This is a genomic window from Spiroplasma eriocheiris, from assembly GCF_001029265.1.
GTDB classification, from domain to species: domain Bacteria; phylum Bacillota_I; class Bacilli_A; order Mycoplasmatales; family Mycoplasmataceae; genus Spiroplasma; species Spiroplasma eriocheiris.
Window position 1 is genome coordinate 599,358 of the sequence record NZ_CP011856.1, and the last position, 25,554, is coordinate 624,911.

A 25,554-nucleotide genomic window follows, 5' to 3' on the forward strand; every position below is an offset into this window, starting at 1 on the left:
TTAGTAGTTGCTGATCACCGAACAAAAAATTTGGGTAGTATTAAAAATATAAAGGCAAATGATCTAAATTTTGATTTTGATCTATTAACTTACTCTTTTCCATGTCAGGATTTATCAATTGCAAATATGGGGCGAGCAAAAGGAATGAAAAAAGGAGACAATACTAGGTCAGGATTATTATGAGAAATTCAAAGAATTTTAAATGAATTAAAAGAATTATCAATTAATCGGTTACCTAAATATTTGCTTTTAGAAAATGTTCCAAACATGTTAAATGATAAACATATTGTTGATTATAATGAATGGATAAATTATTTAAATGATGAGTTAGGATATAAAACTTTTACAATGCAATTAACATTTTGATAACTAGAAAAATGCTCGCAACATTTTTAGTTCCGGGGAGTTTCAAAATTTTAAGTCGAATCAAATTTTATTTACGATGAAACGATAAAAATATTATTAATGAATTAAATATTTTTTTTCAAAAAACTCTTGATGAGTATATTGCCGAAATTCAAAAACTTTACCAAAAATTTATTAAAATTCTTGAAACTAATTTTGCTAATTTTTTTGATGGATTTAATAATAATTTTGATTATAATGTTGAGTCGCAAGAGGAGTTGGAAGACTTATATAAATTATTTGGAATAAGTTCAAATTCATCAGAAGAAGATATTAAGAAAGCTTATCGCCGGTTAGCTAAGCAATATCATCCAGATGTTAATAAAAGTGTCAATAGCGAAGAAATTATGAAAAAAATTAATGATGGATATGAAAAACTAATGTTTCAAAAAGAACATGCATAAAATATTTTATTTATAAATAAAATATTTTTTATTTTTTAACAAAAAATAAAGAAATTTATTGAATTTAAAATTGAAGGGATTATTATGTAATTAGGTAAATATTAAATGGGATCGAAAAGATATTGTAAAAAGGCAGATTTATAAAATTAACTCAATATTTTAAATAATAATTAAAATAAAAAATTAATAATTATATTTTAATATTTAATAAAAACGACCTCTTAATTTACCAATTTTTAAAGATATAGAAAAGTGGGTGAAGTATCATAAAAAAATTATTAAGCTTGTTGGCAGTGATATCTTTAGCAGGTCCAGTTGCTAGTGGCGTTACTGCTAATAAATTAATTAATCCAAGTAAAACTAATTTTTTAAATAATAACATTTAAATAATCAAAGTATTAATAGTATTTTAGATTTATCTTCCTTAGAAATCTATTTACTATTAACAATAAATGATAAATTAATAAAATATGATAATTTAGCAACACTATATGCTCGTAATCCCAGTGTTGGTAAAACATTAATTACTTTGGAAGGAGCTCCTAATTCACAAGTATTTATGGGTAAATTTAGTTTTAAAAAAAATATCCCTGATGTTAGATTGAGTATTACTTATTGAGTTAATGAAACATTTGAACTTTTTTTAAAAAGTGGGGATAGTTTTCTTTGACGTTCAGTTTATTATGCTTTTCAAGGTGCTATTTATGGTATTTTTGATAAATTTAGATTTAATCAAGATTATTCTTTTGACGAATTAATATATGGCTTTGATTATTATTATATTATTGATGATATTGATTATAGAGATCCTAATCTAAAAATGGATGAACTTTCTTTACCGCCAGGGCAGCACACAATTAAAGTAATCACTGGTTTAAATTCAACATTTTTAAAAGGAGAAAGTGACGAATTTACTTTTATTTTAAAATAAATTAATAGTAAATTTAACTTTTAGTAGTAAATTAAAAAAAAAGTTTTAATTTCAACAATTGAATAAAAATATTTCTGATGGTTCTCAAACATAAAAATAGTTATCTTTTTTAAAGATGACTATTTTTATATTAATTACTTAGTTATTATAGTTTATTTAAAACTAACATAGTTTGATTATTTCTGTTAAGATTACTCTATTTAAAAATAATATTATTTACTTTAAAGTTTACAGTAACTGAAGTTCCAGCAAATGTTGAAAATTCATCAATAAATATTGTTAAATATATGTCATTATTATCATGAAAAATTTGTAATTTTGCTATGATTGATTGACTAGCTAATAGTTTTCTACTTTTACTAGCAATAGATATCAAATCATAAACATTGGTTAACTCTTTAATTTCAGAGGTTTTAAAAAATAATTGTTCATTATTCAATCTACTTTCTTGATGACCCCAGGTTATAACGGCAAAATAACTATTGGCACCAAAATAAAAATTTTGATATTTTTTAATAAAATCTTCTCACTTATGAGCATAATCCTTCCAGCGTAAAATTTTGTAATGGTTTTTATTAAGATACCCCTTAAATTCTGTAAAAGTACCATTATATGATTTTGCGATTTTAATATTTATTTTTTGATTAATAATTTGATCTTTTTTTAAATTAAGATCTGTTTTTGTTTTCAAATAAAAACTTTCATCAAATTCAAAATTTTCTTTTTTAAAAATAAAATTTAATGAGTACCATAAATGTTTTAAAATAGTTATATATTCTGCCCATCCCAATTTGTAAGTTTGTCTAAAGTTAGAGTGAGAGGTTTCGTTACCTCAAGTTCTAATTAGATTAATAATATTTAGTATACTTTTTGGCAATTCATCTTTATATTTTTCTTCTCAGCATTTGGGGATTCTACCACTAACTGATTTATTAGTTTCACTAACGTATTTAGCAGTAACATATTCTAAAATTTGTCTACCATGATTTCCATAATTAAAATCAGCATTATTATTAATTAAGTTATATTCATAGGTTTCTATTAATTTTTCTAATTGTTCATCTTGCTGTTCATGAAGATAATTAAAATTACTAGTCATTTTATAAAAGTCTTTCTATTTTAAATAATTAAAAAATAATCTAATTTGTTGTTATTCTAGCACTAAATTAATAATTAATTTATGTAATTGATAAAATATTTTTAATTTTTTTAAAAAAAATGATTAAAATTATTGCTTTTTGATTTTAATAGGATTAATATATTGATAGGTAAATGTTAAATGTGATTGGAAGAAAACTATGGAAACGCAAATTTAACTGATTAATTAAATATTTAAACTAGTAATGGATATGTTATATTGATTACATTTTTGTATTTAATTAAGGTCATATATTAATTTACCCGCCTATAAAAGAAAGAAGGGATTGATTATGAACAACAGTATGAACAACAATAAAGAAAACCAAAAAAGTAGTACACAAAGTCATACTTCTTCAAATACTGGAAACTCAAGCCGTCAAAGCAACAGTGAAAAATCACGTTCAAATAATTCAAAATAAAAACTGATTCTAAATAATTAAAAAACTAAGTTAATTTTAACATAAAAAATAGTTACAATAACTATTTTTTATGTTAAAGTTGATTTTTTATTTAAAATTATTTAAGTGATTAATTAAAAAGTTTCTTTTCATTTATTTTTATTAAACTTGTTTTACCAAAAAATATCATGAAATCTATTGGAAAATTAAGAAACTAGTTTTTTTAATATTGTCTTTTTAAGCACCTATGCTAAAGTAAAATTAGGAGTTAAATTAGTAAAGGAGAACAAATGCTAATTGTCAATAAAAATCCCTCTTCGAAAGTTTTAAAACAGGGATATCGCAAATTTTGCTACCACTGATGACACCTAATAATTTTAATATTTTTATTTCCACTCGTTTATTACTGATCAAAAAAATACTGTCGGTTATTTTTTAACTTTACCCAAGATTATCAACGAACAGGAAAACTGCAAATCGATCATAAGCTGGTTGAATTTAATAGTTTTGAACATTACCTTGCTGATTTAGCAGTCAAAAAATTAACTAATTTTAATTTTTCACCCCAAGAAGAGCAACAAATCAAAGATTTAACCATTCTTAATCATAATGGTAATGAACTTAGTATGTTAATTTTAGAAAACCCATTTTCTAACAAATGAGTAATTGGTTTGCACGGGTGAACTGAAAATAAGTATTTAGCTCTGCGACAAGTTTATTATTTTTATCAACAAGGTTATAATATTGTGACTTTTGATAGTGTTGCCCATGGTCTAAGTTATGGTCAATATAGTGCTATTGGTTATTTTAATGCGCAAAATGTTGAAGATGTCACCCAATGACTAATGAAAAATTATTTGGTTGACGAATTTGGGGTTATTGGTAATAGTATGGGAGCTAGTTGTGCTAGTTGGTATGCTCTTAATTATGGTTATCAGAATCCAAAGCTAAAATGAATAATTAGTGACTGTGGATTTAGTAACTTGTTAGTTCAATTTCGATATGTGATGACTTATCGTTACCAAAAACCCTGGTGATTAATTAGTTGGGGTTTACGAAGAATCTTTAAGCAACAATTAAGAATTGATATTAAAAAATATAACTTACTAAAAGAGCATCAGCGAATTAAAAACATTCCCTTTTTATTATTCCATGGTGAACAAGATGTTTTTGTTCCGTTTTTTATGAGTCAAAAATTTATTAACCAAAAATTAAAATATGAGTCTCAGCAGCTTAGTGAATTAGTGGCACTTCCGTTTTTGGATCATATCGAAGCAATTTCAAAAGGTCATGATATTTACCTAGCAAAAATTAAAAAATTCTTAGAAAGTGAGCAATAGTTAAAAAATGAAATTACAAAAGAAATATAATTTCTGACAAATTTTAATGTTAGCAATTTCCGCCACTTTAGGAACTTCGATATTAGTTTCGTTTGGGCAAGTTGGGTTTCAAGCACAGTTTAATCCAATTCTGATGATTATTGCCTGAATTTTAGGGGGATTATTGGTTATTCCCGAAATGCTATTATTTTCAGAAGCAGCAACTTCTTATCCAGAAAATGGCACTTCTTATTATTGAATTAAAAGAGCCAAGTGAAATGCATGTTCGTTCTGATTTGGTTGAATTATGGTATTGTTTGTTAGTGCAACCGCTGTCGCAACTGCTTGTTTAGCATTTGGCAATATTATTGTAAGTATTACTGGTTTACAAAATGAATGGTATGCCAAATTATTTGGGATTATTATTTTATTATTACTATTATTAATACAACTTTTTATTAAAAAAAGTACGGGTTGATCACAAATTGTGTTTACTATTTTAAAATTATTGCCAATTGGGTTACTTCTTATTATTGCTATGATTTATGGTAATACCGATAGTTTTCAAAAAGATACTATTAACCAAAATCTTAGCCAAATTTATTTAGCGTCTTTTTTATTGCTACCAGCAACTGCGATGACAATGTTTGCCTATTCGGGGATGGAAGCGATTACTTATATTAGCGGGGAAGTTATTGAACCGCGCAAAAATATTCCCCGCGCCTTAATTTGGTCCACAATTGCAATTATTATTTTATATGTAATCTTAGCGATTGGACTATTAACTGTTAATAAACCATTTAATTGGTTAGATCCCAATAATAATATTACTAATGTTTGATACTATGCTATTATTAATAATCCAAAGATTCCAAACTTTCTTGGTTATCTATTTTCCGGATTAGCCACCTTAATTTTTATTGGATCACTAAATTCTTTTTTAGTTTATCATTCGCGATTAATTTTTAAAATGAGTGAAGAAGGGGACTTGTTTAAATTTTTTCAAAAAACAACAATTAAAACTAACATGCCATATTTAGCAATGTTGCTGTTAACTGTTTTAACTATTATTTATATTTTATGATCATCACTATTTCAAGTTACGAACTATTTTATCTTAGCAGTGAGCGTTTTAAAAACATTAACCATGGTAGTTATTATTTATTTACGTTATCGTGATCCCACATATCAACGCATTTATTCCACTCCGGTCTTTATTCTCTTAACTGTTTTGTCCTTAATTGCGTGCTTAATAACATTTGTGGGCGCTGTTATTGCGATGTATTTTTATGGAAAAACTACAAAAAATATGTGAGAATTATGAAACTGTTTAATTACAATGGGAATTATGTTTGCAGGTTACCCACTTTATTATTTAAAAAAATATGGGCAACATTTAATTAAAACATGACAGGCGAAGAAAAAAATAACTAAAATTAAAGATTAATAAGCTAATCACTACGTGAGTTCGATGGACCAGGTTGGGGCTGATCAATTGTATTTTCTAGTTTAATTTTCTTATTAAAGTTTTCTTGTTTCTTACTATTTATATTCCGTTTATTATTTTGTATTCTTGCTTGCACTTCATCAATCGCTAGGACTTGTTGTAATTCGTTAGTCAAGTTTGTGTCAATGTTACTATTTGCGAGCACTTCTTTGAGAATTTTTATTTCTAAATATTTGTAAACAGAAGCAAAATTTAGTTGCTCATAAGGTCGTAAGTGTGGATGGTAACATAAAATATCTTTTAAATCATTTAAAGTTTGATATGTGGTTGGCAATTGTGTTTTTAAAAGCGCATTTAATTTTTCATTTTTTAGAAAGATATCAAAACTTTGAGGATTTTTTGTTATTAATTGATTATTTTGAAAAATTTGCATTAAATCATCAGTATAAACGGAAACTGTAATTTCATGGTTTAATTTATTTTTTAATAATTCACAAATTTGATTAATTCCAATAAGAAAATTATTTGTTGCAAACCAGTAATAAAGCATTGGTTTTTCATCATTTGAATTAATAAATGCTTGAATTGGAATTAAAAAATTAGGATTATAGTACGCTTCGGCATTAAAATTCACATAATTAATAAAAATATTTGTTCAATCTTCAAAAAATTTTAAATGCTTACAATTGATCGTTTTCATAAAATCATCAACATGGTCAATTAAATGGCCGCGATATGTTTTAAATAAATATATTTTATTAATAGTGTCTTTATTTGTATATGCTCTTTGAAACTGGTTATTAAAATTAAAAGAACTCAATGTTTTGGCATAACGTTTTCAGAAAATAGTGTTAATGAACTTAGATACTATATATTCGGAAGGAGGAAGATTATTTATATTTTTAAAATAATTTTTAAATTGCAGGTGAATACTAATAAGTAAATCATTTTTTACTTCCAACGAAGCAGAACTAGAAATAATTTTTATCATTATTTCATCAAGTTGCAGACTAAATTCATAAAATTTCTCAAAAATAACAAAAAGATTTTGATAGTGATTAAAGATTTCTTTTTGCAAATCAGTTAATTTATTTGTTTGAATTATTGGTGTTTTTTCTATATTTTGGTTCTGATATTGTTTAAGATTACTTTTAATAACCTTAATAGTTTTTTCCAATTTATTTCAAGTTTCATTCCTTTTTGCTTTAATGTCTTTTTTTAAATTATTATTACTTAATATGCTAATAGGCTGTTCCATAGTTGTTGCTAAACAAACTTGTAATTTTTCCATAATTTGTAAATAATGATGGATTAATTGCTTAGGGTTGATTTTAGGATCTTCTTTGATTAGTCTTTGTACTTTATTAATAAGATTATAAGTATAGGCGATGATAATATTAGCAAATTGACTGAAAAGTCAGAGTCAAATTTCTTTTTTATGTTCTTTATTTGGTGAGCTAAGCATTTCTTTTATTGTATTAATTTTTTGATTAAAAAAATTATTAATTTCTATTAAATTCATAAAAATCCCGTTCCTTTATAAGTATAGTTTTTCTAAATAAAAACCTGATTATTATATTTTTAACAATTAGTTAAAAATAAAATCAGGTATTATATATACTCTTAAAATATCTAATTATATGTTGAATAATTTCTTATCAACTTTAATTATAATAAGTTTTCTTTATTAAAGTTTGTAAGGATAAACTTATTTTAATACATTTAATTAGTTTATAATTATTAAAATTTTATTTTTTTTTAATAAAATATTTTCTTTTGTGGTAATTTTAATTTACAATTAATAATATAAGAGGAGTTAACCATGGAAACAAATAATAATGTGGAACTAACAAAAGAAATGTTAGGTTTTAAAATGTTAGCATTAATTAATGAAATAATTTTATCCGGGACGATTGTTAAAATGCGTGAAGATCCCCGAATTAAAGATGGGATTGTTAATTTTTATGAAAAATTAACTTTTGGTAGTTATAATGATAAATTATTTAAAACAACAATGATTATTATTTTATTATATTTACAAGAAAGTGAAAAACATCCTGTGAGTAATCAGAGTTTAGAGGAAAATCTATTTTTAGATATCTCTTATTTGCAAAATTTATTAATGCACAAAGAATATGAAACATTAACAATCCCCGAAGCTCAGGAGGTCATTAATTTATTGACAATTGCTAAAGATTTAAACTAATTTTTTTAATTTTAATAAATTTAATTATTTAAACATCTTTCCTATTTGAGAATGTTAATATCAATTGCAAATAACTATTCTTAAACTTGGTATAATATTATTGTCTAGCATATGATAAATATGTTAGGCAAAAATTAGAATGTATATAGAGTATTTAAAATACCATTAAATAATTAATTATTTGATGGTATTTTTTGCTTTATTTGCCTAGAAAGAAAGGAGGAAACAGAATGGGAAATGATTTAAATAGTAATTTACTAGATGATGAGATTATTGATGAAGAAGATTATGGCGAATCATTCAACTGACTTTTTGAGGATTTAGATGAAAATGATCCAGTTACTTTTGAAGAACCACCCTTAGAAAACATTATTATACCTAGTAGTGAATCAACAATTAATATCCCGACATTATATACGTTAGAAAAAGATCAGACTGGTAAAGTTATTTCCATAAAATTTAATAGCAAAACCTTAGACGAGTTTTTACAAAAATGTAATTCATCTAATTTAGAACCCCGCGATCAAGAAACAAAGAATTTAAAAACCGAATATGTCAAAGAATTAGACGATCATTTTAAAGATAATAACCAAAATATGGTCTTATCTTTGTATATTAAACTGCAACCTGAACAGCAATTAAAAAAACTTGGGGAAATTGATTTAAAAGAAAAATCTCCACATGAAACAATTGGTGAATTTATTTTACGTAAAACAGCTGAATTATTTAAGTCATATCAAAATGAAATGGATAAAATTATGACTAAAAAAGTAGAAAATGAAATGCGTTTGAAAGAGATTAAACAACAACAACATAAAATTGCATCCATGCAACAACGCATTAATAATTTAGAAAATTCAGCAGGTCGTGAACACTAATATGAACTAATTAATAAAAATAAATTATATAATCTATTTTGTTATTTTCTTCATTAGAAAATAATTTAAGTAACTAAAAGAACTAGGAAAACCTAGTTCTTTTTATCATTAATAATCTACTATTTTTAATTTAAGATAGAATTAATTTTAAAATTATATATTGTTAATTTATTTAATATCTCGTTTTTTAAAAACTAAATAACTTCCTCAAGTAAAGCTAATTCCGATAAAAATTCAAACAACATTGGAAAAAGTAAAGTTAATTAATGGTCGTGTTTTATTTCACACAATTTGATAAATACCATGGCTATTTTTTTGATAAGTAAATTTATATAATAAACTCGGAAAGCCTTGAATTTGATTTAAATTATCAGTAAGACCACTAAATTCATGGTATCATAATGATCATTGTTTGAACGGATTTAAGTAACTATTTATGGTCAAAACTAGGTTATACTGATTCATCGCCGTATTTAGTTGCTCATCACTTAAAATATTTTGATTTAATGGACTTTGTAAGAACATTGCTTGTTGATAATTATTTAACAAATTAATAATACTTGCTAATAAACTAGCACTATTATTTTTTTGGTTAGTATCTTTAATTTTATAAGTAAATGAATTTCCATAAGCAAAACTTAGCTTTACAAAATCTAGTTGGGCTGGCGAATTTTGTAATGTTTTATACAGCGGAGATAAATCAGCTTGACATGTTAATAATGAATTGTCAAAATCAATTTCATTATTGGGTTTGTAAACTATTGTTCCACAAACAGCTAACAATTTTGGTAGTTCAGTTTGATAGTAGCTATCAAAATTTCCTTGTTGTTCACCTTGCTGAATAATATTCATCATATATGTGTTATTTTTATAATATTTTTCATACATCGCATAATTAAATTGCAAGTTCATATTTTGATTCGCGACCAACTGGGTGGCAACTGTAGTACTTGATTGTAAAATCATATCCATCATTGATAGCGGAATGAAAAGGGCCACTAAGATGCCGACGATTGCTAAGATTGATTTTGCTGATCAAAAGAAACTTACAAAAGTGAAGATAGCGATTAGAATAAAAGCAATAATTATTGTAGTTAAAAACATTGCTAACCATTTTAAAAAAGCAAATTTACTAGTTGGTAGATCATAAAGCTGATAATTAATAAAACCAAAAATTAGCGGTAAAATTGTCATTGTGATAATAAAATAAAAAGTTATTAAATATAATGCTAGCATTTTTTCGCTAAAAATTCGTCATCGTGAATATGGCTTGGAAACCAGGATTAACATGGTACCATCATCAATTTCATCCCGAAATGTCTGAACAGTTTTGAATGCACTAAATAATAAGGTTAATCCCGTACTTACTATAAATCAAATCCCATAGAAGTTACTAAAACCCAGGGTATTAACTTCGTTTGTTAATTTTGGCATTAACATCATACTACAACTAATTGCAATACTAGCGGTGGCTCCTAAACTATAATAGACAATTGTTGAAATTGACTTAATTAATTTGTTATATGTATAAAAGAAAAAGGGGATTCGGCATTTTTTCTCTGTTAATTTTTGTTTACTAGGTTGATAATATTTAATTTCCATAGATACCTCCGACTACTGAATGCTGTTGGTGATTAGTAGTATTCTTTAACACATTTTCAGTATAAATTTTATTAAGATCACTACCGTTTGTTGGTCCTGAAAAAACGATTTTACTAAAGTTCAAAATTGTTACTTCATCTACTAAGTGTTGAATTTCGGAAAGAATATGGGTACAAATAACAATTGTTTTTCCCAACTGCTGTAGTTTTTTTAAATCTTCATAAACTTCTAAACGGCCGGTTGGGTCTAAATTAGCAGTTGGTTCATCAAGAATTAAAATTTGGGGGTCATTTAATAATGCTTGTGCTAATAAAACTTTTTTCTGCATTCCGGACGAAAACTGCAATGGTGATTTTTTTTGAAATTTTTGTAAATCTAGTGCGGTTAATATTTTTGCAATTAATTTTTTCGTTGTAATTTTACTATTGCCATTTAAATATGACATTGAAGTTAAATAAGTACCCAGTGAAACGCCTTTGGGAAACCGCGCTGATTCAGGGATATATCCAATTAATTTTTTTGCTTGGGGGTCAGTATTTAAAAAGCCATTAATAATAATTTTTCCGCTGGTGGGATTAATTGCTCCAATAATACTTTTAATTGTTGTGGTTTTTCCGCTCCCATTGGGTCCAATAAAACCATGAATAGTACCAGCTTTTACAGTAAAAGAAATATCATTTACCGCGATAAATTTTTTAAATTTTTTAGTCAGATGGCTGACTTCAATTATATTTTGTCTCATACAATGAGCACCTCCTCGTATTAATTTTATTAAACTGGCAATAAAAAAGTTGTTATTCCTTGTTATTCTTAAGGAATGACAACTTACAAGAAGTTATTTCTTTTTTAGTTTTAAAATTTTTTGTTTAACTAAATTATACTCATCGAGGGTTATTAAATTTTGTTCATATAATTCTTTATAATATATTAATTTTTTTATTTTCCGCTCGTGGGGTTGATCTTTAACTGTTTTTAATTTTAACTTAGTTTTTGCTCCCCAATGATTTTCAATCCCTAAGAAGGTAATTAAAATAATTAGCAATACCCCATCAAAACATCCTAAGAAGATACTAATTCCTAAATTAGTATATAATAAAGGTTTATTATTTAAGGAATTAATTAATGGTGACAAACCTAGAATAATAAATAATATTATAATAGTCGAAAAAAATCATCAGAAAATGTTTCGAACTTTTTGACTAAAATGTAGGCCAGTAATAAGAGAAAGATAATCCGGATCTGTAATATTAAGTTCTGATAAGTCTAAAATTTTAATTGTTAGTTTCTTTAATTCTTCATTATCATTTGCTGTGTTAACATAGGGGTTAATAAATTTTTCTTTTAAAATATTTTGTAAATTACTAATACTAATTTTTTTATTGGGATTTAACTTACGAAGAAGATAATAATTAGAAGGAACTAATTTATTAATTTCACTTTCTTTTTTAATAATTAGACTCGTAAAGGGATATTTGGCATAGATTAATAAATCGCCTGGTTGGGTTATTAATAAGTTTGGATCTATCTTTCGACAAAAGTCACGCTGATGATTTGGTCATATTTGATATGAAGTTGGAGGGGTTTTACCATCACAATTTGGACATTTTACAGCAAAATGCTCAAAGCGATTAATCACAACACCCCGGTTAATTTTCATTAAATCTTTTAATAGCATTTCATGTTCTCCCATAAAGCTTTGTTATAAATAATAACATAATCTATTATTTCTAAATATTATACTATGAAATTAAAAGTTTTCTCTTTAAGGATAGTTATTTATCTTTAAACGATTTTGGAACATTATTTTAATAATTGTTGCTTTTTTTTTTTTTTTTATTAAAATGATAAATGTTAATAGATAAGATTAGAGAGAAATTTTATGATTAATATTAATTGGACCGGAGAACAAAATAATTTTTATAATGTTTTAATTTTTGATATTATGAGATCATCATTTTTTTGATTGTTTTTTTAGGTTTATTGTTCTTTCACAGTGCGCTCTTATTTACCAAAATTAAATATAATGCTAGTCATTGCCAACAGAATAAAATTAGTGTTGTTTTTATTTTTTTATTAATTAGTATTGTTATTATTGCAATTTTTAATATTTTAGTGCTGGACTTAATTTCGTACCTAAAACATCATTTAATTTGATTTTTAAATATTAGTTTATTATTTTTTTTCATTATGTTTACAATTATAAATGCTAATAGTAAGATCATATATGAAATTTCCCGATTTTTTTTAATATTCTTTTCTCTTAGTATTTTCGCTTTTATTTTTAAATTTTATAATCTTATTCATTACGGATGATTAATATTAATTGCTGCTTTATTGTTCCTAACTTTTGGGCTAACTTTATTAACTTTTAAATTTGAACATAACATCTTATTAAAAAGAATTACTAACTATTTGCATTGATTAGTTTGATATTTTTTAGCGTCCTGTAGTATTTTTTTAATTATGCAGTTTAATCAAAAATTACAATTAAAAAAAATGATTACTGAAATTTTAACAATTTTAGTAATTAACCAAGTAATTATTAATATTTTATTGTGGTTTATTTATAAATGAAAAAATAATAGTCAAATTATTAACCAATTAAAACACTTAATAATTATTGAGAAAACTTTGTTTCGGTCTTTTTTACTAACTAATTTTTTATTTAAAAAACCAATTGTTATTAATGGTTATCGCCAGGTTAAAAATAATTAATTTTCATTATTAGTTGGTAAGATGTGCATTAATAATTAATTATTTTTAAAGAAAAGGGAGAATATTAAAAATGAAAAAATTACTTTCTATTTTAGGAACAACAAGTTTAATAGCAACTTCAACTGTTAGTTTAGTTGCTTGTCATAGTAAACCCATAACTGATAGTAAATATTTTGATACTGAAATTAATAATATTGATCCGGTTGTTAGAAACCAAGTTAAATATACAAGTAGTATTGCTAAAATTTTAATTGCTGCTCGCCATGAAAATATGAATACTTATGCGTATCCAACTTTGCAATATTTTTTGAATAACATGGCTAATAATTTGGCAGGTACTTTTGCAACAAAAAGTGGTGAAAGTGTAAAAGTTAGAGATTATATTGAGGGTTATCAAAAATTAAATAATTTAGAAGTTAATCCTCAAACTGCTAAATCAAACTCGGATGTTGATCATTATTATGATTTTAATAAAAATAATAATAAATACACAATTATGAATTCTATGGTGGAAACTCAAAACTTTGATAAATGAAATAAGCACCAAATTAGTATGGAAGATTTTGAATTAAATCCGAATACTTCGTGAGCACAATATGATACAGGTGCGTTAGCTAATACTTTATCACAATATTCACAAGGAGTTAATGACTACATTCAAGCTCGCCAGGGTTGATATAACTATTATAGTGATAAAACAAATCCAGGAATTTCAAATTTATTAATTTATAATTCTTTATCTTCACAACCTAATGAACAATACTTAAGTTATGTTGATAAAGATCATAAAGAAACAATTAAATTTGGAAATAAAATTGCTCGTCAATCTTCAGCATTATACAATTTATTTGGTACCAAGTATTTTAATTTAGCAATCAATGGGTTAACTAATTTTGGTAGAGGTTTTGAAATGCCTACTTTGTATGCTTTAACCCAAATTATGCCTTTTGCAAATACAGATTTTGAAAATGAAGAGGCTTTCGGATTTTTATTAGCAATTCCGTTAGCAATTATGACGTTACAAGCAAAAAGTCATTGGTTTGAATATAAAACTGGAAAACCAAAACCGAATTCACCATTACTAAAAGTTTTTAGTGAAAAAACTTTGATGGAAACTAAAGTAAAATTTAAAGATGGCACAACAAGCGGAGAATTTAGTTTATATGATATCTTATCAAAAATTAAGGTAATGAAATATTTTACCAACCCTTCAAAGCAGTATTTAGATGTTACTCACCCGGGACATGATAATTTATTTTTACGTTGGTATGCTATTTTAGACTCTTGATTTAAAAAAGCATTAGCCGCAGAAGAATTAGCTGGGAAACCTGTTAATAAAAAAAGTTTTAATAATATTATTACTAATGCAATGTTGGAAGAAACGAATAGTTTATTAAATGATCCGCTTTATAAAGAAATTATTAATAATATGTCAGATGAAGCTACAACTTTATTGCGGACTGTTGTTGAAATGTTAAAATATTCTGATTTTGATATCTATGACTTATTACGCGGATTTGGAAGTTTAGCAAATTGAATATATCAGGATACCGGTGAAGATTTTATCCCTAATGAGGCCAATGTTAGCCATATTGAAAAAGTTTATAATGCAGATAATCAGTTAGATGGTTATCAAAAAAAACTTAGTTTTGTTAGCCCTACTAGCAAATATGGGGAACTAATTTTACGAGAATATGGTTTAGAATCAAATAATACCTCTTATAAAAAAAATTCTTTCTTTGATTTATTATCAACATGGGCCCATGGTTCATTTGATACTAATTCAAATTCAGATGCTGATGCTTTACATGAATTTATTAATAATACAATTTCTTCAAAAGGAGGCTATTTAGGAAAACTAATTAATAACATCGATCAAGCAATGGGCGATGATTGATTTGATAATATTTTTTTAAATAAAAATTGAAATATTACTGCCGCAGGAAAAGGAATAGATGGTAGTACTTTAGGAAGAGTAATTAAAAACGGACAATTAGTTGGGGTTCGCTATCAATTAGATTACTATGGTTCAAAAGATCGTTCCACTGATTTAAATCATCATCAAGAACCACTTCGTTATACCAATTCGGTGACAGGAAGAGCTGCTAATTGAGATAAAAACCATCCTAAAGATCGCTTAGATGTACCAAATATGGCTCCTGATGATAGTTGAAATAAAGCTGATTGAGAGGCTTATGATGGCTTGGGAAATGAATACTTAAAAGATAGTGACCAAGTCAAATATAGTTATGTTGTTGAGTTTGATGATGAAGCAAGAATGTTGGAAAGACTTATCCAAAAAGATGATATAAATGTAAAAGCCTTTAAAATGTGTGATTTTGCTTGATATTATAATAATAAACGTTACTATTAAAATAATTTTTATTAAGAAAGAAACCAAATGGTTTCTTTTAATTTTATTTTTTAGAATCAAAAATTATTTTTTTAAAATAATTTATTAAATTATAGTATAATTATAATTACAATAAGTAATTATCAAATTGGATTACCAACCAGAGGATAAAACAGCGACCTTGATGTTTATAAATGATGAATAGCAATATTAATTATTTATGATTTTTGATTTAATTAAATGGGGTGAAAAAACATGGCAGTTAGTGTTAAAGATAACATTAAAACAGATTCAACAATTAAAAATCGTGTTAAATTATTAGACAAAAGGGTTAATTCTTTTACTGTTGAAAAATTATTAAGACATAATAATGGTGGCAAAGTGAAACCAGCCAATAAAATGATTGAGCAATATTATTTGCGCCGTGAGCAGAATGCATTGGAAGCTCGCAAAAAACGAGAAAAAGCCGCAAAAGGTGGCATATATAATCTTAGGTTAGCAAAATATGATAATATTTTTGCCGAAACAAAACGAAAATTAGATGAGAATCAAAAAGTTACAAAAATTAATCCACGCTTAAATCCGGGGAAAAAGATTACTTATGATCGCTTTGCCAACAAAAATTTAGAAAAATTAGCACTGAAAAAATCACCGAGTAAAAATCTTAATAAGCAAGATGTTATTGATATTCATGATTTAAATGCTAAGATGGAAAAACCAACGATTACTTATGATTCTCAAAAGGGAATTTATGTAATGCAAGATTCCTAATCAGTAAAAAAACCACCGGAAAGTTCTCCGACTTTTGAAACTAACGATGAGCAACCAGTTAGCAAGGTTGCCAAAGAACCGCGTCCAACAACAAGCGCATCACGTTATGCGCCTCGACGTACATATAGTAGTACTATTATTGTTGATCCGGCGAAACGACCAAGTTTTTTAGCTGAAATTCCCACACCAGATGATCGCCCAGCAAAAGACCAACCTACGTTAAAAACAAAACTAGTTCTTGCTGATAGAGAAAATAAAACTACTAAACCAGCACCAGCATCAGAGCGCTTTAGTAAAACAAAATTTTTACAAGAGTTAAATAATAATAACAAAGATAATTTAGCATTAGCAACTACTAATACCTTCAATTATAAATATCGTAGTTCACGAAAAACAGCGTGGGATTTCTTTTATAAGATCTTTGATAAAATTGGTTTTACTAAACTAGTTAATCATTCAAAAAAATGAAATAAATAAATTTTCGATTAAGTTATTTTTAATTAAATAGCTTATTTTTTATATTCCTAATTAACAACCAATAGTCATTGTGAGAGTAGCCTAATTTATGATATAATATATTCATATTGCAGACCAGTATGTGATGACAAAAAATGGAAATATTGCGGCTAATGGGGGGCTTATAGATATGAAAAAAGATATGATTACTTTAACAGTTCAAGAATTTATTGATTTGGTACCAGATGATAATATTCGAGAAGTTCGGAATGATGCGGAATATCAATTTGACTATGAAAGTTGAAAAACAATTATTTATTCATCAGGGAAATTAAAATTTATTTTACGTTATATTCAAGGGATTTTCCGTTGAATGGAAACTGTAGCAGATTTATCAGATTTAAGAATTAGTATTAGTGCAATTGTTGTTGACAAATTTAACTTTTCAATTTTTAAAAATGATTTACACATTTTTAATTGTAGTTTATCAACTAATTTTTATTTAATTTCCGAAGATGAATGAGCCGAAAAAATTACGGAAGCCCATTATTCAAACTTTGATATTGTTGATGGTGATTTAACCTATAATGCATTAGAATTAGGACAATGAAAAGGGGAAGAAGGCTTTGGAAAATTTATTAACATGTTATTAATGTTAATTCGCGAAACTGATAAATTTAAAACTAGTTCCTTACCAATCCAATGAATTGTTGAGTTTAAAGATCGCAAATTATCAATGTCAAGAATTAGAATGCAAATTGAATCATTACAAAATCGGAAAAAACCAGATAATGATTTCTTAACAACTAATAGTGATGATGAAACTCCCGAAGCAGATCTTGAACAATCTAAACGTCCATCGTTAGGAACCATTAATCAAGAAGAAACAACTTCTTCTTGAAATAAGTATTATAAAACTGATAAATAAGAAAAAAATATTTAACATTGATGAAGATTGTTAAATATTTTTTATTTAATTAAATTATTTAAATATAATGATTGCTGGTTTTATCTTTTTAATTCTTCATTATCCGAAAAATAAATAATTTCAAGTGAGGCTCCTCCTGATAAAGATTTTGTTCGATATGCTGGATATGCTGGTAAAGAATTGCTTGACATATATAATGATTCTAGAGATCTAGATTTCAAGTTGTCTTTTTCTTTTGCCAATTTATGTAGTTTCCTTTTGGTTGCTTCTCTTCTACTATTAATCTTGTGTTGCCCACTCGTAGGAATATTAGGACAACTTTTTGCTTTTTCCTCATCAGAAGAATCGGAACATTCCATAATTGATTCAAAAATTAATTGAGATAAATAAGAGGATGTTTCCGAATTTAATTGAGAATCAGTGCTTTCAATATTAATATTTATTTCATTATCTTCGTAACTAGTTTCGGGCTCTGTATGAACAGTTACTGTAATTAACCCATCAGTATTATCATCTGAATTATTAATAGCACAATTTTCAATACTTTGGGGTTGTTGACTTACATTATAATAATAAGCATTAATTGAGAATTTTATAGTTGGTCAAATAATATCATTTGCTACTGCTAGATAAGCTCCACTTGCCGCGGGAATCGATGAGAATAGTAATTCCATTAAATTATTTAAATCTTTTTCTGGTTTCATTCAAAATTTATAGGTTACTTTTCCTCAAGCCCATGATGCAAAACCAGGTCCTCCTCAATTGGCAAGAGTTTTAATTGGTGTAATTAATCATTTTGCTCAGGTATTATTTAACATTTTACTTTCTTTAACTCGCCATCATTCTAATGAACAACTTATAACATCACAAACACTTGCTGCTGTAAATCATATTGAATAGGGACCGGTTAATATTTGATAAGTTGATTGGTCCGGATCTTCATAACAATAATATGTTTGTCACATATCAAAGAAAATATTTGTTAATCATAATACAGTCATGACTGAATTAATTCATTGTTTACTAGCATCGGAAATTAATTTTTCCGAAGTGTTGGCATTAGCTGTTTCTTGGAGATTTTCATCCCGAATTAAATAATCATTCACAGCGGGGTTAATTAAATTACTTAATAATTCTGCCCCTCTTAATTTAAGAGTGTTCTCAGGAACTATTCGGTAATGAAATTTTTTAGCAGTAGCAGTGGCAGAAATTCATAAGAGAGTTTTTACATATGCACAAAACATATTATAAGTTGGATATTTAAAACTCGCGAGAATATTTTTAGAATGTTTTTTAATTTCTTTTCAATTAATTAAAGGTAATACTTGCGAACTTTCAATTAATGGTGTTCTTTCATCTATTTGTTGGCGTGGCATAATTATCAGCCTCCTTTGGTCTATATAATGGTTACCTGTCTGGTCACTTTTATTTTACTCTGATTAGAAAATAACCGGGGGTTAAGGACTTACTCTTTTTTAAACATTATTATTATTTAAAGTTATTTTTCTTAATATTTTACATTTTTTCGGTATAATTTACTTATAAAAATAAATAAATGGTAATAACTAATTGATTTTTAGAGAGATAGTGGTTGGTGCAAACTATTAATAATTGTTATTATTTGACAAATTTATTTTCCACAATAAAATATTAACAAGAGCGCATAAACTAAAAGTTATGAATTAGGATGGCACCGCGAGTTTAATAATTCGTTCCTAACGCATCTTTTAGTTTTTTAAATGTAAAAGAAAGAAGGAAAAAAATGTTAATTCAAAAACCACGGGGAACTGAAGATTTATATTATGAATCAGCCAAAGAGTTGAGTGCTTTAGAATTAGTTTTACGAAGTATTGTGACCCAGTATAATTATCATGAAATTAGAACACCTATTTTTGAAGGGAAAGATTTATTTACCCGCACAGTCGGAGAAGAAACTGATATTGTTAGCAAGGAAATGTTTGAGTTATTAGATAAAAAAGAACGGGAATTTGTGTTACGTCCAGAAGGAACAGTTCCTACAATTCGTAGTATTATTGAAAACAAATTATATGGTAAATATGAAATGCCCTTAAAATTATTTTATATTGGTAGTATGTTTCGTTATGAGCGCCCCCAACACGGACGACTTCGCCAATTTAATCAATTTGGAGTGGAAGTTGTCGGGGCAAAAACATACTTATTAGATGTTGAAACAATTTTATTAGCTTATAATATTTTAAAAGCAGTCGGGTTGAATAACTTAACTTTAAAATTAAATTGTTTAACAACAGGTGCTAGCAAGGAAAAATACATTAATGATTTAAAAGAATTTTTAAGTGGTCAGGATTTATGTGCCGACTGTCAAATGCGAATTAAAAAGAATCCTTTACGGGTATTAGATTGCAAAATTGATAATGCTAAGTTTGATAAAGCACCAAAAATTTACGAGTATTTAACTGACCAAGAAGCAAAATATTTTGATAATATTCAAAAAGTGTTAACTAAATTAGAAGTTAGTTTTGAATTAGACCATAAATTAGTGCGCGGGTTAGATTACTATACAGCGTTAGTATTTGAAATTAATTTTAGTGATGATCATGCAAAAGACTTAACTTTAATTGGTGGCGGGCGTTATGATAATTTAATTCATGAGTTAGATAATAGTTTAGATTACCCAGCAGTTGGTTTTGCGATGGGATTAGAGCGATTATTATTAGCATTAAAAAATAATAATCTTAAAATTAGTGAAGAAGATTATTTAGATGCTTACATTATTTGTTTATCAGACCACGCACGTTATTTTGCCAGTTCATTGATGTTAATGTTGCGAACAAGTGGCTTTAAAGTGGACACTGATTATTTAGAACGGGGAGTCAAAGCTCAATTTAAATCAATTGAACGGTTAAATGCGCATAATGCTATTATTATTGGTGATGAAGAATTGAAAAAAAATGTTGTTAAGATTAAAAATCAAAAAACGGGGAAAGAACAAGAAGTTAAGTTTGAAAAAATTATTAATGTCTTAGGAAAGGAAAAGTAGCATGAAAAGAACACATACTTGTGGAGAACTACGACTAAAAGATATCAACCAGGAGGTTATTTTATCAGGATGAGTTGCAAAAAGCCGCCGGATGGGAGGACTAATTTTTGTTGATTTACGTGATCGCAGCGGGATAAGCCAAATTATTTTTGATCCCGCCCACGCGGATTATGAACTAGCCCATAGTTTACGTAATGAATATGTTATTGCTGTGCGGGGAACAGTTGTTGAGCGTAAAAGCAAAAATCCGCAACTACCAACCGGGGATATTGAAATAAAAGCAAATAAGTTAGAAATTTTTTCAAAAGCCCAAACCACGCCACTAATTATCGCGGATGAAACAGATGCTTTAGAAGATGTTCGTATGACTTACCGTTATTTAGATTTACGAAGACCAGTCATGCAACAAAAAATCTTCTTACGCAATAAATTAGTGCATACTATTCGTAATTATTTACAAGACCATGGGTTTATTGATGTAGAAACCCCAATTTTAAATAAATCAACTCCCGAAGGAGCTCGTGATTTTTTAGTACCTTCTCGTCAAAATAAACATAATTTTTATGCCTTACCCCAGTCACCCCAATTGTTCAAACAATTATTAATGTTAAGTGGTTTTGATAAATATTTTCAAATTGCAAAATGTTTTCGGGATGAAGATCTACGAAGTGATCGCCAACCAGAATTTACCCAGTTAGATTTAGAAATGAGTTTTATTGAAAAAGAAGACATTATTACTTTAATTGAAGGATTACTAAAAAAAGTAATGCATGAAACCATTCAATGTGACATTACAACACCATTTATTCGGATGGAATATGACATGGCGATTGATGTATATGGAAGTGATAAGCCTGACACTCGTTATGATTTAAAATTGCATTCTATGAATGAAGTTTTTCAAAATAGTACTTTTAAAATTTTCCAAGATGTCTTACAAAACAAGGGAACCATTAAAGCAATTTTCATTCCGCATCAAGTTAGTAAAAAAGAAATTGAAGAATTAACTAGAATTGCTCAGCAAAATAAAGCGAAGGGCTTAGCATGGGTTCGTTATAATTTAAATTCAGAATGAGAAGGTTCCCTTGCCAAATTTTTAAGTAGCACTGAGCAAGAAGATCTCTTAAAAATGGCGAACCATTCCCAAGGAACATTTTTCTTAGTTAGTGGTGAATATCTATCAACTTGTCAGGCTTTAGGTGCCGTCCGGGTAATGTTAGCAAAATGGTATAATTTAGCGGACCCACATCATTTTAACTTCTTATGAATTGTTAACTGACCGCTTTATGAATGATCAGATGAAACAAACTCTTATACGGCAGCGCATCATCCATTTACTTCACCAACCAAAGAGTTTATTAATAATTTTGATAAAGAACAAGCAACCGCCCGCGCTGATGCTTATGATATTGTTTTAAATGGTTATGAAATTGGGGGGGGGAGTATTCGGATTCATGATAATAATGTCCAAGAACGCATGTTTAAATCATTGCAATTAACACCGACTGAAATTGCCGGAAAATTTGGTTGGTTTTTAAATGCATTTAACTATGGGGTTCCTCCTCACGGGGGAATTGCCTTAGGATTAGATCGCATTGCAATGTTATTAACAAATAGTGAATCAATTCGGGATGTAATTGCCTTTCCTAAAAATGCTTCAGGGGTTGACCCGATGACTAGTTCACCAAGTACGGTAACAACAGAACAATTAACTGAATTAGGAATTAAATTAGTTGATGAACATTAATGATTTATTAAAAAAGATTAATGAACTAGCTAAGAAGCAAAAAGAGGGGACCTTAACTGACGATGAAAAACAATTACAACATCAACTTCGCCAACAATACTTAGAAGAATTTCGTAAAAATTTTTTAAATGAATTAAAAACCATTAAGGTAGTTAATGAAAAAGGCGAAGATGTTACTCCGGAGAAATTAAAAAAAATTAAACCATCAAAATCAAAAAATTAAATTATTAAAAAAAGATGATAAAATTTATCATCTTTTTTAGTTTGATAATTGTCAATTGTTTTCTCTTTGTTGGTAGTGGTCGTTATTCATTAGCCATACCCCACTCATAATCCCAAAGGGCATAAAAATAATAAAGACTGTAAAAATTGATAAAATTAATACTGCAACTCCTTCACCATTTGTTGGGCGGTTACTTTTGATTTTTCTTTTAACAGATACTGTTATTGGGATTCACCATGCAAAGCCAATGAAACATGTGAAAATTCCTCCCAAGATACAAATAATAACTAAAAAACTAAAAGCTACCCATAATTTTTGTGCTGGTTGCGGATTTAGTTGCAGTGGTTCCCGTTTAATTGATAAGTTATTCGCATAATTTTCTTCCATTATATATTCCTCCATTTTTAATTATACAAAAAAAAAAAAAAACGAGTTTTTCTTGTAATTTATTTTAATATTTTTGGGTTATTTTTACAAAATTAATAATTAATGGTTAGTTAAAATTGTAAAGAAAAATTAAGATTTTCTTGATTTTTGCTTGTAAATTATGAAAAAAATGTAAAATATAAGTATAAAGTTCGCTAGATATTTGATGAGGAGGAACAATATAGATGAACAAATCAATTAATACTGTGAGAATGTTAGGGATTGAAGCAGTTAACAAAGCAAACTCGGGTCATCCTGGGATTGTTTTAGGTGCTGCACCAATGGCCTATACTTTATTTACTAAACATTTAAGAGTTAACCCCGAAGTTGATAAATGAATTAATCGTGATCGTTTTATTTTGTCAGCTGGACATGGGAGCGCCTTGCTATATTCATTATTACATTTATCAGGATTTAATATTACAATTGATGATTTAAAAAATTTCCGCCAGTTAGGATCAATTACTCCTGGTCACCCTGAATCATACTTAACCCCCGGGGTTGATGTTACAACTGGACCACTAGGGCAAGGGATTGCGATGGCGGTTGGTCAAGCAGTGGCGGAAACTCACTTAAGTGCGCGCTATAATAAACCTAATTATAATTTATTTGACCATTATACTTATGTGATTTGTGGCGATGGTGATTTACAAGAAGGGGTTGCCCAAGAAGCAATTTCCCTAGCTGGTCATTGAAAATTAAATAAATTAATTGTCTTATTTGATTCAAATGATGTTCAATTAGATAATATGGTTAGTGTTGCTCAAAGCGAGAATATTGCTGATCGTTTTAAAGCAGCGCAGTGAAACTATCTACTAGTTAAAGATGGAAATGACACAGTGGCAATTAATAAGGCCATTGAACAAGCAAAAACAAGTGATAAGCCAACTTTAATTGAAGTTAAAACGGTGATTGGCTTTGGGGCAACTAAACAAGGAACGCCCGCTGTGCATGGTTCACCATTAGGAACTGATATTGAAACAGTTAAAAAAGTATTAGCATGAACGGAAAAAGATTTTTTTGTTCCGGGAGAAGTTTATGAAGACTTTGAAACCAATGTTAAAGAACGGGGAATTAAAGAATATGACCGTTGAATTGCTCTTTATGAAAAATACTTGCAAGAGTATCCCGATCTCGGAAAAGAATTAGAACGTGCTATCCACGGTAATTTTGCAATTAAAGCAGAAGACTTTTTAGATTTAGCTCCAAGTAAATCCCAAGCAACTCGTGTTAGCAGTGGTAAAATTGTTGATCGCATTTCTGAATTACTACCAAATTGAATGGGGGGAAGTGCAGATTTAACTGGAAGTACTAAAGCAAAAGGTGCTAATGGTAATTACCAATTTGATAATCGGTTAGGAAGAAACATTGCCTATGGGGTTCGCGAATTTGCCATGGGAGCTATTAATAATGGAATCTATACTCATGGAGGGATTTTACCATTTGCTGGTGGTTTCTTTGTCTTTGCCGATTATATGAAACCAGCAATTCGGTTAAGTTCATTAATGGAAATTCCAGTGGTGTATGTGTTATCCCATGATTCAATTGCGGTTGGTGAAGATGGACCAACCCACCAACCAATTGAACAATTAGCAATGCTTCGCAGTCAGCCAAACTTAAATGTTTTCCGTCCTTGTGATTTTAAAGAAACCCTAGGAAGTTATTTAGAAGCATTACAACAAAAACACACACCAAGTGCAATTTTAATTACTCGTCAAGATTTACCAGAGTTAGAAACAACTACTGTCCAAGATGTTCGCAAGGGAGCCTACAAGGTTTTTGGGGCTGATCATAATAATGATGTCAATATCCTGGCTACGGGTAGCGAAGTTAGTTTAGCAATTAATGTAGCAAAAAAATTAGCCGAAAAAAACATTTCGGCCAAAGTTATTTCAATGCCTTGTTGAGAATTATTTGCTAAACAACCAACAGATTATCAAACATCCTTATTAGAAAAAAATGCTTTAAAAGTTTCATTAGAATTAGGAACAACTTTTGGATGAGAAAGATATACTGGTAACGCAGGAATTAATATTGGCATTGATACTTTTGGTCAATCTGGAAACTTCCATTCTGTGCTAGAATACTTTAACTTTAATGTTGAACATATTAGTAATAAAATTATTAAAAAATTAGGAAAATAAGATTAGAATCTGGGTTTAGCCCAGATTTTATTTATTTTTTAA

23 protein-coding genes are annotated in these 25,554 nt (G+C 27.7%); 16 read left to right on the plus strand and 7 right to left on the minus strand.

Going from position 1 to position 25,554, the window contains the following annotated elements; translation table 4 throughout:
• From SERIO_RS06275 to SERIO_RS02765, 3 genes are all read left to right on the plus strand, one after another.
• Positions 1 to 369 carry a DNA cytosine methyltransferase gene (locus SERIO_RS06275; RefSeq protein WP_257787441.1) on the plus strand — a complete coding sequence of 123 codons (369 nt, stop codon included), beginning with the start codon at positions 1 to 3 and terminating at the stop codon, positions 367 to 369.
• An 8-nt stretch (positions 370 to 377) separates the two neighbouring features.
• Positions 378 to 809, plus strand: a complete 432-nt coding sequence (locus SERIO_RS02760) for a DnaJ domain-containing protein (RefSeq protein ID WP_047791373.1) — start codon at positions 378 to 380, stop codon at positions 807 to 809.
• A 559-nt stretch (positions 810 to 1,368) separates the two neighbouring features.
• Positions 1,369 to 1,740, plus strand: coding sequence for a hypothetical protein (locus SERIO_RS02765; RefSeq protein WP_047791374.1), 372 nt, complete (start codon positions 1,369 to 1,371; stop codon positions 1,738 to 1,740).
• 196 nt (positions 1,741 to 1,936) lie between these two features.
• Here SERIO_RS02765 and SERIO_RS02770 read toward each other — a convergent pair whose 3' ends face one another.
• Positions 1,937 to 2,839 carry a hypothetical protein gene (locus SERIO_RS02770; protein WP_047791375.1) on the minus strand — a complete coding sequence of 301 codons (903 nt, stop codon included), beginning with the start codon at positions 2,837 to 2,839 and terminating at the stop codon, positions 1,937 to 1,939.
• Positions 2,840 to 3,170: 331 nt separating this feature from the next.
• Here SERIO_RS02770 and SERIO_RS06830 point away from each other — a divergent pair, with 331 nt between their 5' ends.
• The 3 genes from SERIO_RS06830 to SERIO_RS02780 all read left to right on the plus strand — a co-directional run bounded on the left by SERIO_RS06830 (position 3,171) and on the right by SERIO_RS02780 (position 6,044).
• Positions 3,171 to 3,299, plus strand: a complete 129-nt coding sequence (locus SERIO_RS06830; RefSeq protein ID WP_257787438.1) for a hypothetical protein — start codon at positions 3,171 to 3,173, stop codon at positions 3,297 to 3,299.
• 269 nt (positions 3,300 to 3,568) lie between these two features.
• The gene (locus SERIO_RS02775; protein ID WP_047791376.1) at positions 3,569 to 4,618 is read left to right on the plus strand and encodes an alpha/beta hydrolase; all 1,050 of its coding nucleotides are present in this window, start codon (positions 3,569 to 3,571) and stop codon (positions 4,616 to 4,618) included.
• 7 nt (positions 4,619 to 4,625) lie between these two features.
• Positions 4,626 to 6,044 carry an amino acid permease gene (locus tag SERIO_RS02780; RefSeq protein WP_047791377.1) on the plus strand — a complete coding sequence of 473 codons (1,419 nt, stop codon included), beginning with the start codon at positions 4,626 to 4,628 and terminating at the stop codon, positions 6,042 to 6,044.
• Positions 6,045 to 6,048: 4 nt separating this feature from the next.
• Here SERIO_RS02780 and SERIO_RS02785 read toward each other — a convergent pair whose 3' ends face one another.
• Positions 6,049 to 7,566, minus strand: coding sequence for a hypothetical protein (locus tag SERIO_RS02785; protein WP_047791378.1), 1,518 nt, complete (start codon positions 7,564 to 7,566; stop codon positions 6,049 to 6,051).
• A 300-nt stretch (positions 7,567 to 7,866) separates the two neighbouring features.
• Here SERIO_RS02785 and SERIO_RS02790 point away from each other — a divergent pair, with 300 nt between their 5' ends.
• Positions 7,867 to 8,250: a hypothetical protein gene (locus SERIO_RS02790; protein WP_047791379.1), complete on the plus strand. Its 384-nt coding sequence runs from the start codon at positions 7,867 to 7,869 to the stop codon at positions 8,248 to 8,250.
• 230 nt (positions 8,251 to 8,480) lie between these two features.
• Positions 8,481 to 9,128 (plus strand): hypothetical protein, encoded by a 648-nt coding sequence (locus tag SERIO_RS02795; protein ID WP_047791380.1) that lies wholly within the window; start codon positions 8,481 to 8,483, stop codon positions 9,126 to 9,128.
• Between the two features lie 168 nt (positions 9,129 to 9,296).
• Here SERIO_RS02795 and SERIO_RS02800 read toward each other — a convergent pair whose 3' ends face one another.
• The 3 genes from SERIO_RS02800 to SERIO_RS02810 all read right to left on the minus strand — a co-directional run bounded on the left by SERIO_RS02800 (position 9,297) and on the right by SERIO_RS02810 (position 12,405).
• Positions 9,297 to 10,730 carry an ABC transporter permease subunit gene (locus SERIO_RS02800; protein WP_047791381.1) on the minus strand — a complete coding sequence of 478 codons (1,434 nt, stop codon included), beginning with the start codon at positions 10,728 to 10,730 and terminating at the stop codon, positions 9,297 to 9,299.
• On the minus strand, positions 10,720 to 11,472 hold the full coding sequence (locus tag SERIO_RS02805) for an ABC transporter ATP-binding protein (protein ID WP_047791382.1): 753 nt from the start codon (positions 11,470 to 11,472) through the stop codon (positions 10,720 to 10,722). The genes SERIO_RS02800 and SERIO_RS02805 overlap by 11 nt, the downstream gene beginning before the upstream one ends.
• A gap of 93 nt (positions 11,473 to 11,565) precedes the next feature.
• Positions 11,566 to 12,405, minus strand: a complete 840-nt coding sequence (locus SERIO_RS02810; protein WP_047791383.1) for a hypothetical protein — start codon at positions 12,403 to 12,405, stop codon at positions 11,566 to 11,568.
• A 284-nt stretch (positions 12,406 to 12,689) separates the two neighbouring features.
• On the opposite strand from SERIO_RS02810, the gene SERIO_RS02815 reads away from it, so the two are divergent.
• The 4 genes from SERIO_RS02815 (at position 12,690) to SERIO_RS02830 (ending at position 17,953) form a co-directional block, all read left to right on the plus strand.
• Positions 12,690 to 13,445 carry a hypothetical protein gene (locus tag SERIO_RS02815; RefSeq protein ID WP_047791384.1) on the plus strand — a complete coding sequence of 252 codons (756 nt, stop codon included), beginning with the start codon at positions 12,690 to 12,692 and terminating at the stop codon, positions 13,443 to 13,445.
• A 70-nt stretch (positions 13,446 to 13,515) separates the two neighbouring features.
• Positions 13,516 to 15,819, plus strand: coding sequence for a lipoprotein (locus SERIO_RS02820; RefSeq protein WP_047791385.1), 2,304 nt, complete (start codon positions 13,516 to 13,518; stop codon positions 15,817 to 15,819).
• Positions 15,820 to 16,053: 234 nt separating this feature from the next.
• On the plus strand, positions 16,054 to 16,569 hold the full coding sequence (locus SERIO_RS02825) for a hypothetical protein (protein WP_047791386.1): 516 nt from the start codon (positions 16,054 to 16,056) through the stop codon (positions 16,567 to 16,569).
• Positions 16,570 to 17,215: 646 nt separating this feature from the next.
• Positions 17,216 to 17,953: a hypothetical protein gene (locus tag SERIO_RS02830; RefSeq protein ID WP_047792007.1), complete on the plus strand. Its 738-nt coding sequence runs from the start codon at positions 17,216 to 17,218 to the stop codon at positions 17,951 to 17,953.
• A gap of 80 nt (positions 17,954 to 18,033) precedes the next feature.
• Here SERIO_RS02830 and SERIO_RS02835 read toward each other — a convergent pair whose 3' ends face one another.
• A complete protein-coding gene (locus SERIO_RS02835) occupies positions 18,034 to 19,329 on the minus strand; it encodes a hypothetical protein (protein ID WP_047791387.1) in 1,296 nt (431 codons plus the stop codon).
• A gap of 386 nt (positions 19,330 to 19,715) precedes the next feature.
• On the opposite strand from SERIO_RS02835, the gene hisS reads away from it, so the two are divergent.
• The 3 genes from hisS to SERIO_RS02850 are packed head-to-tail and all read left to right on the plus strand — an operon-like array spanning position 19,716 to position 22,942.
• The gene (gene hisS / locus SERIO_RS02840; RefSeq protein WP_047791388.1) at positions 19,716 to 20,972 is read left to right on the plus strand and encodes a histidine--tRNA ligase; all 1,257 of its coding nucleotides are present in this window, start codon (positions 19,716 to 19,718) and stop codon (positions 20,970 to 20,972) included.
• A 1-nt stretch (position 20,973) separates the two neighbouring features.
• Positions 20,974 to 22,719 carry an aspartate--tRNA ligase gene (gene aspS, locus SERIO_RS02845; protein ID WP_047791389.1) on the plus strand — a complete coding sequence of 582 codons (1,746 nt, stop codon included), beginning with the start codon at positions 20,974 to 20,976 and terminating at the stop codon, positions 22,717 to 22,719.
• Entirely contained in the window at positions 22,709 to 22,942 is a 234-nt protein-coding gene (locus SERIO_RS02850) for a DUF896 domain-containing protein (RefSeq protein ID WP_047791390.1), read from the plus strand. Before aspS ends, SERIO_RS02850 begins: the two co-directional genes overlap by 11 nt.
• A 36-nt stretch (positions 22,943 to 22,978) precedes the next feature.
• Here SERIO_RS02850 and SERIO_RS02855 read toward each other — a convergent pair whose 3' ends face one another.
• Positions 22,979 to 23,329: a hypothetical protein gene (locus SERIO_RS02855; protein WP_047791391.1), complete on the minus strand. Its 351-nt coding sequence runs from the start codon at positions 23,327 to 23,329 to the stop codon at positions 22,979 to 22,981.
• A gap of 224 nt (positions 23,330 to 23,553) precedes the next feature.
• Here SERIO_RS02855 and tkt point away from each other — a divergent pair, with 224 nt between their 5' ends.
• Positions 23,554 to 25,512 carry a transketolase gene (tkt, locus tag SERIO_RS02860; protein ID WP_047791392.1) on the plus strand — a complete coding sequence of 653 codons (1,959 nt, stop codon included), beginning with the start codon at positions 23,554 to 23,556 and terminating at the stop codon, positions 25,510 to 25,512.
• The last annotated feature ends 42 nt before the right edge of the window (positions 25,513 to 25,554 follow it).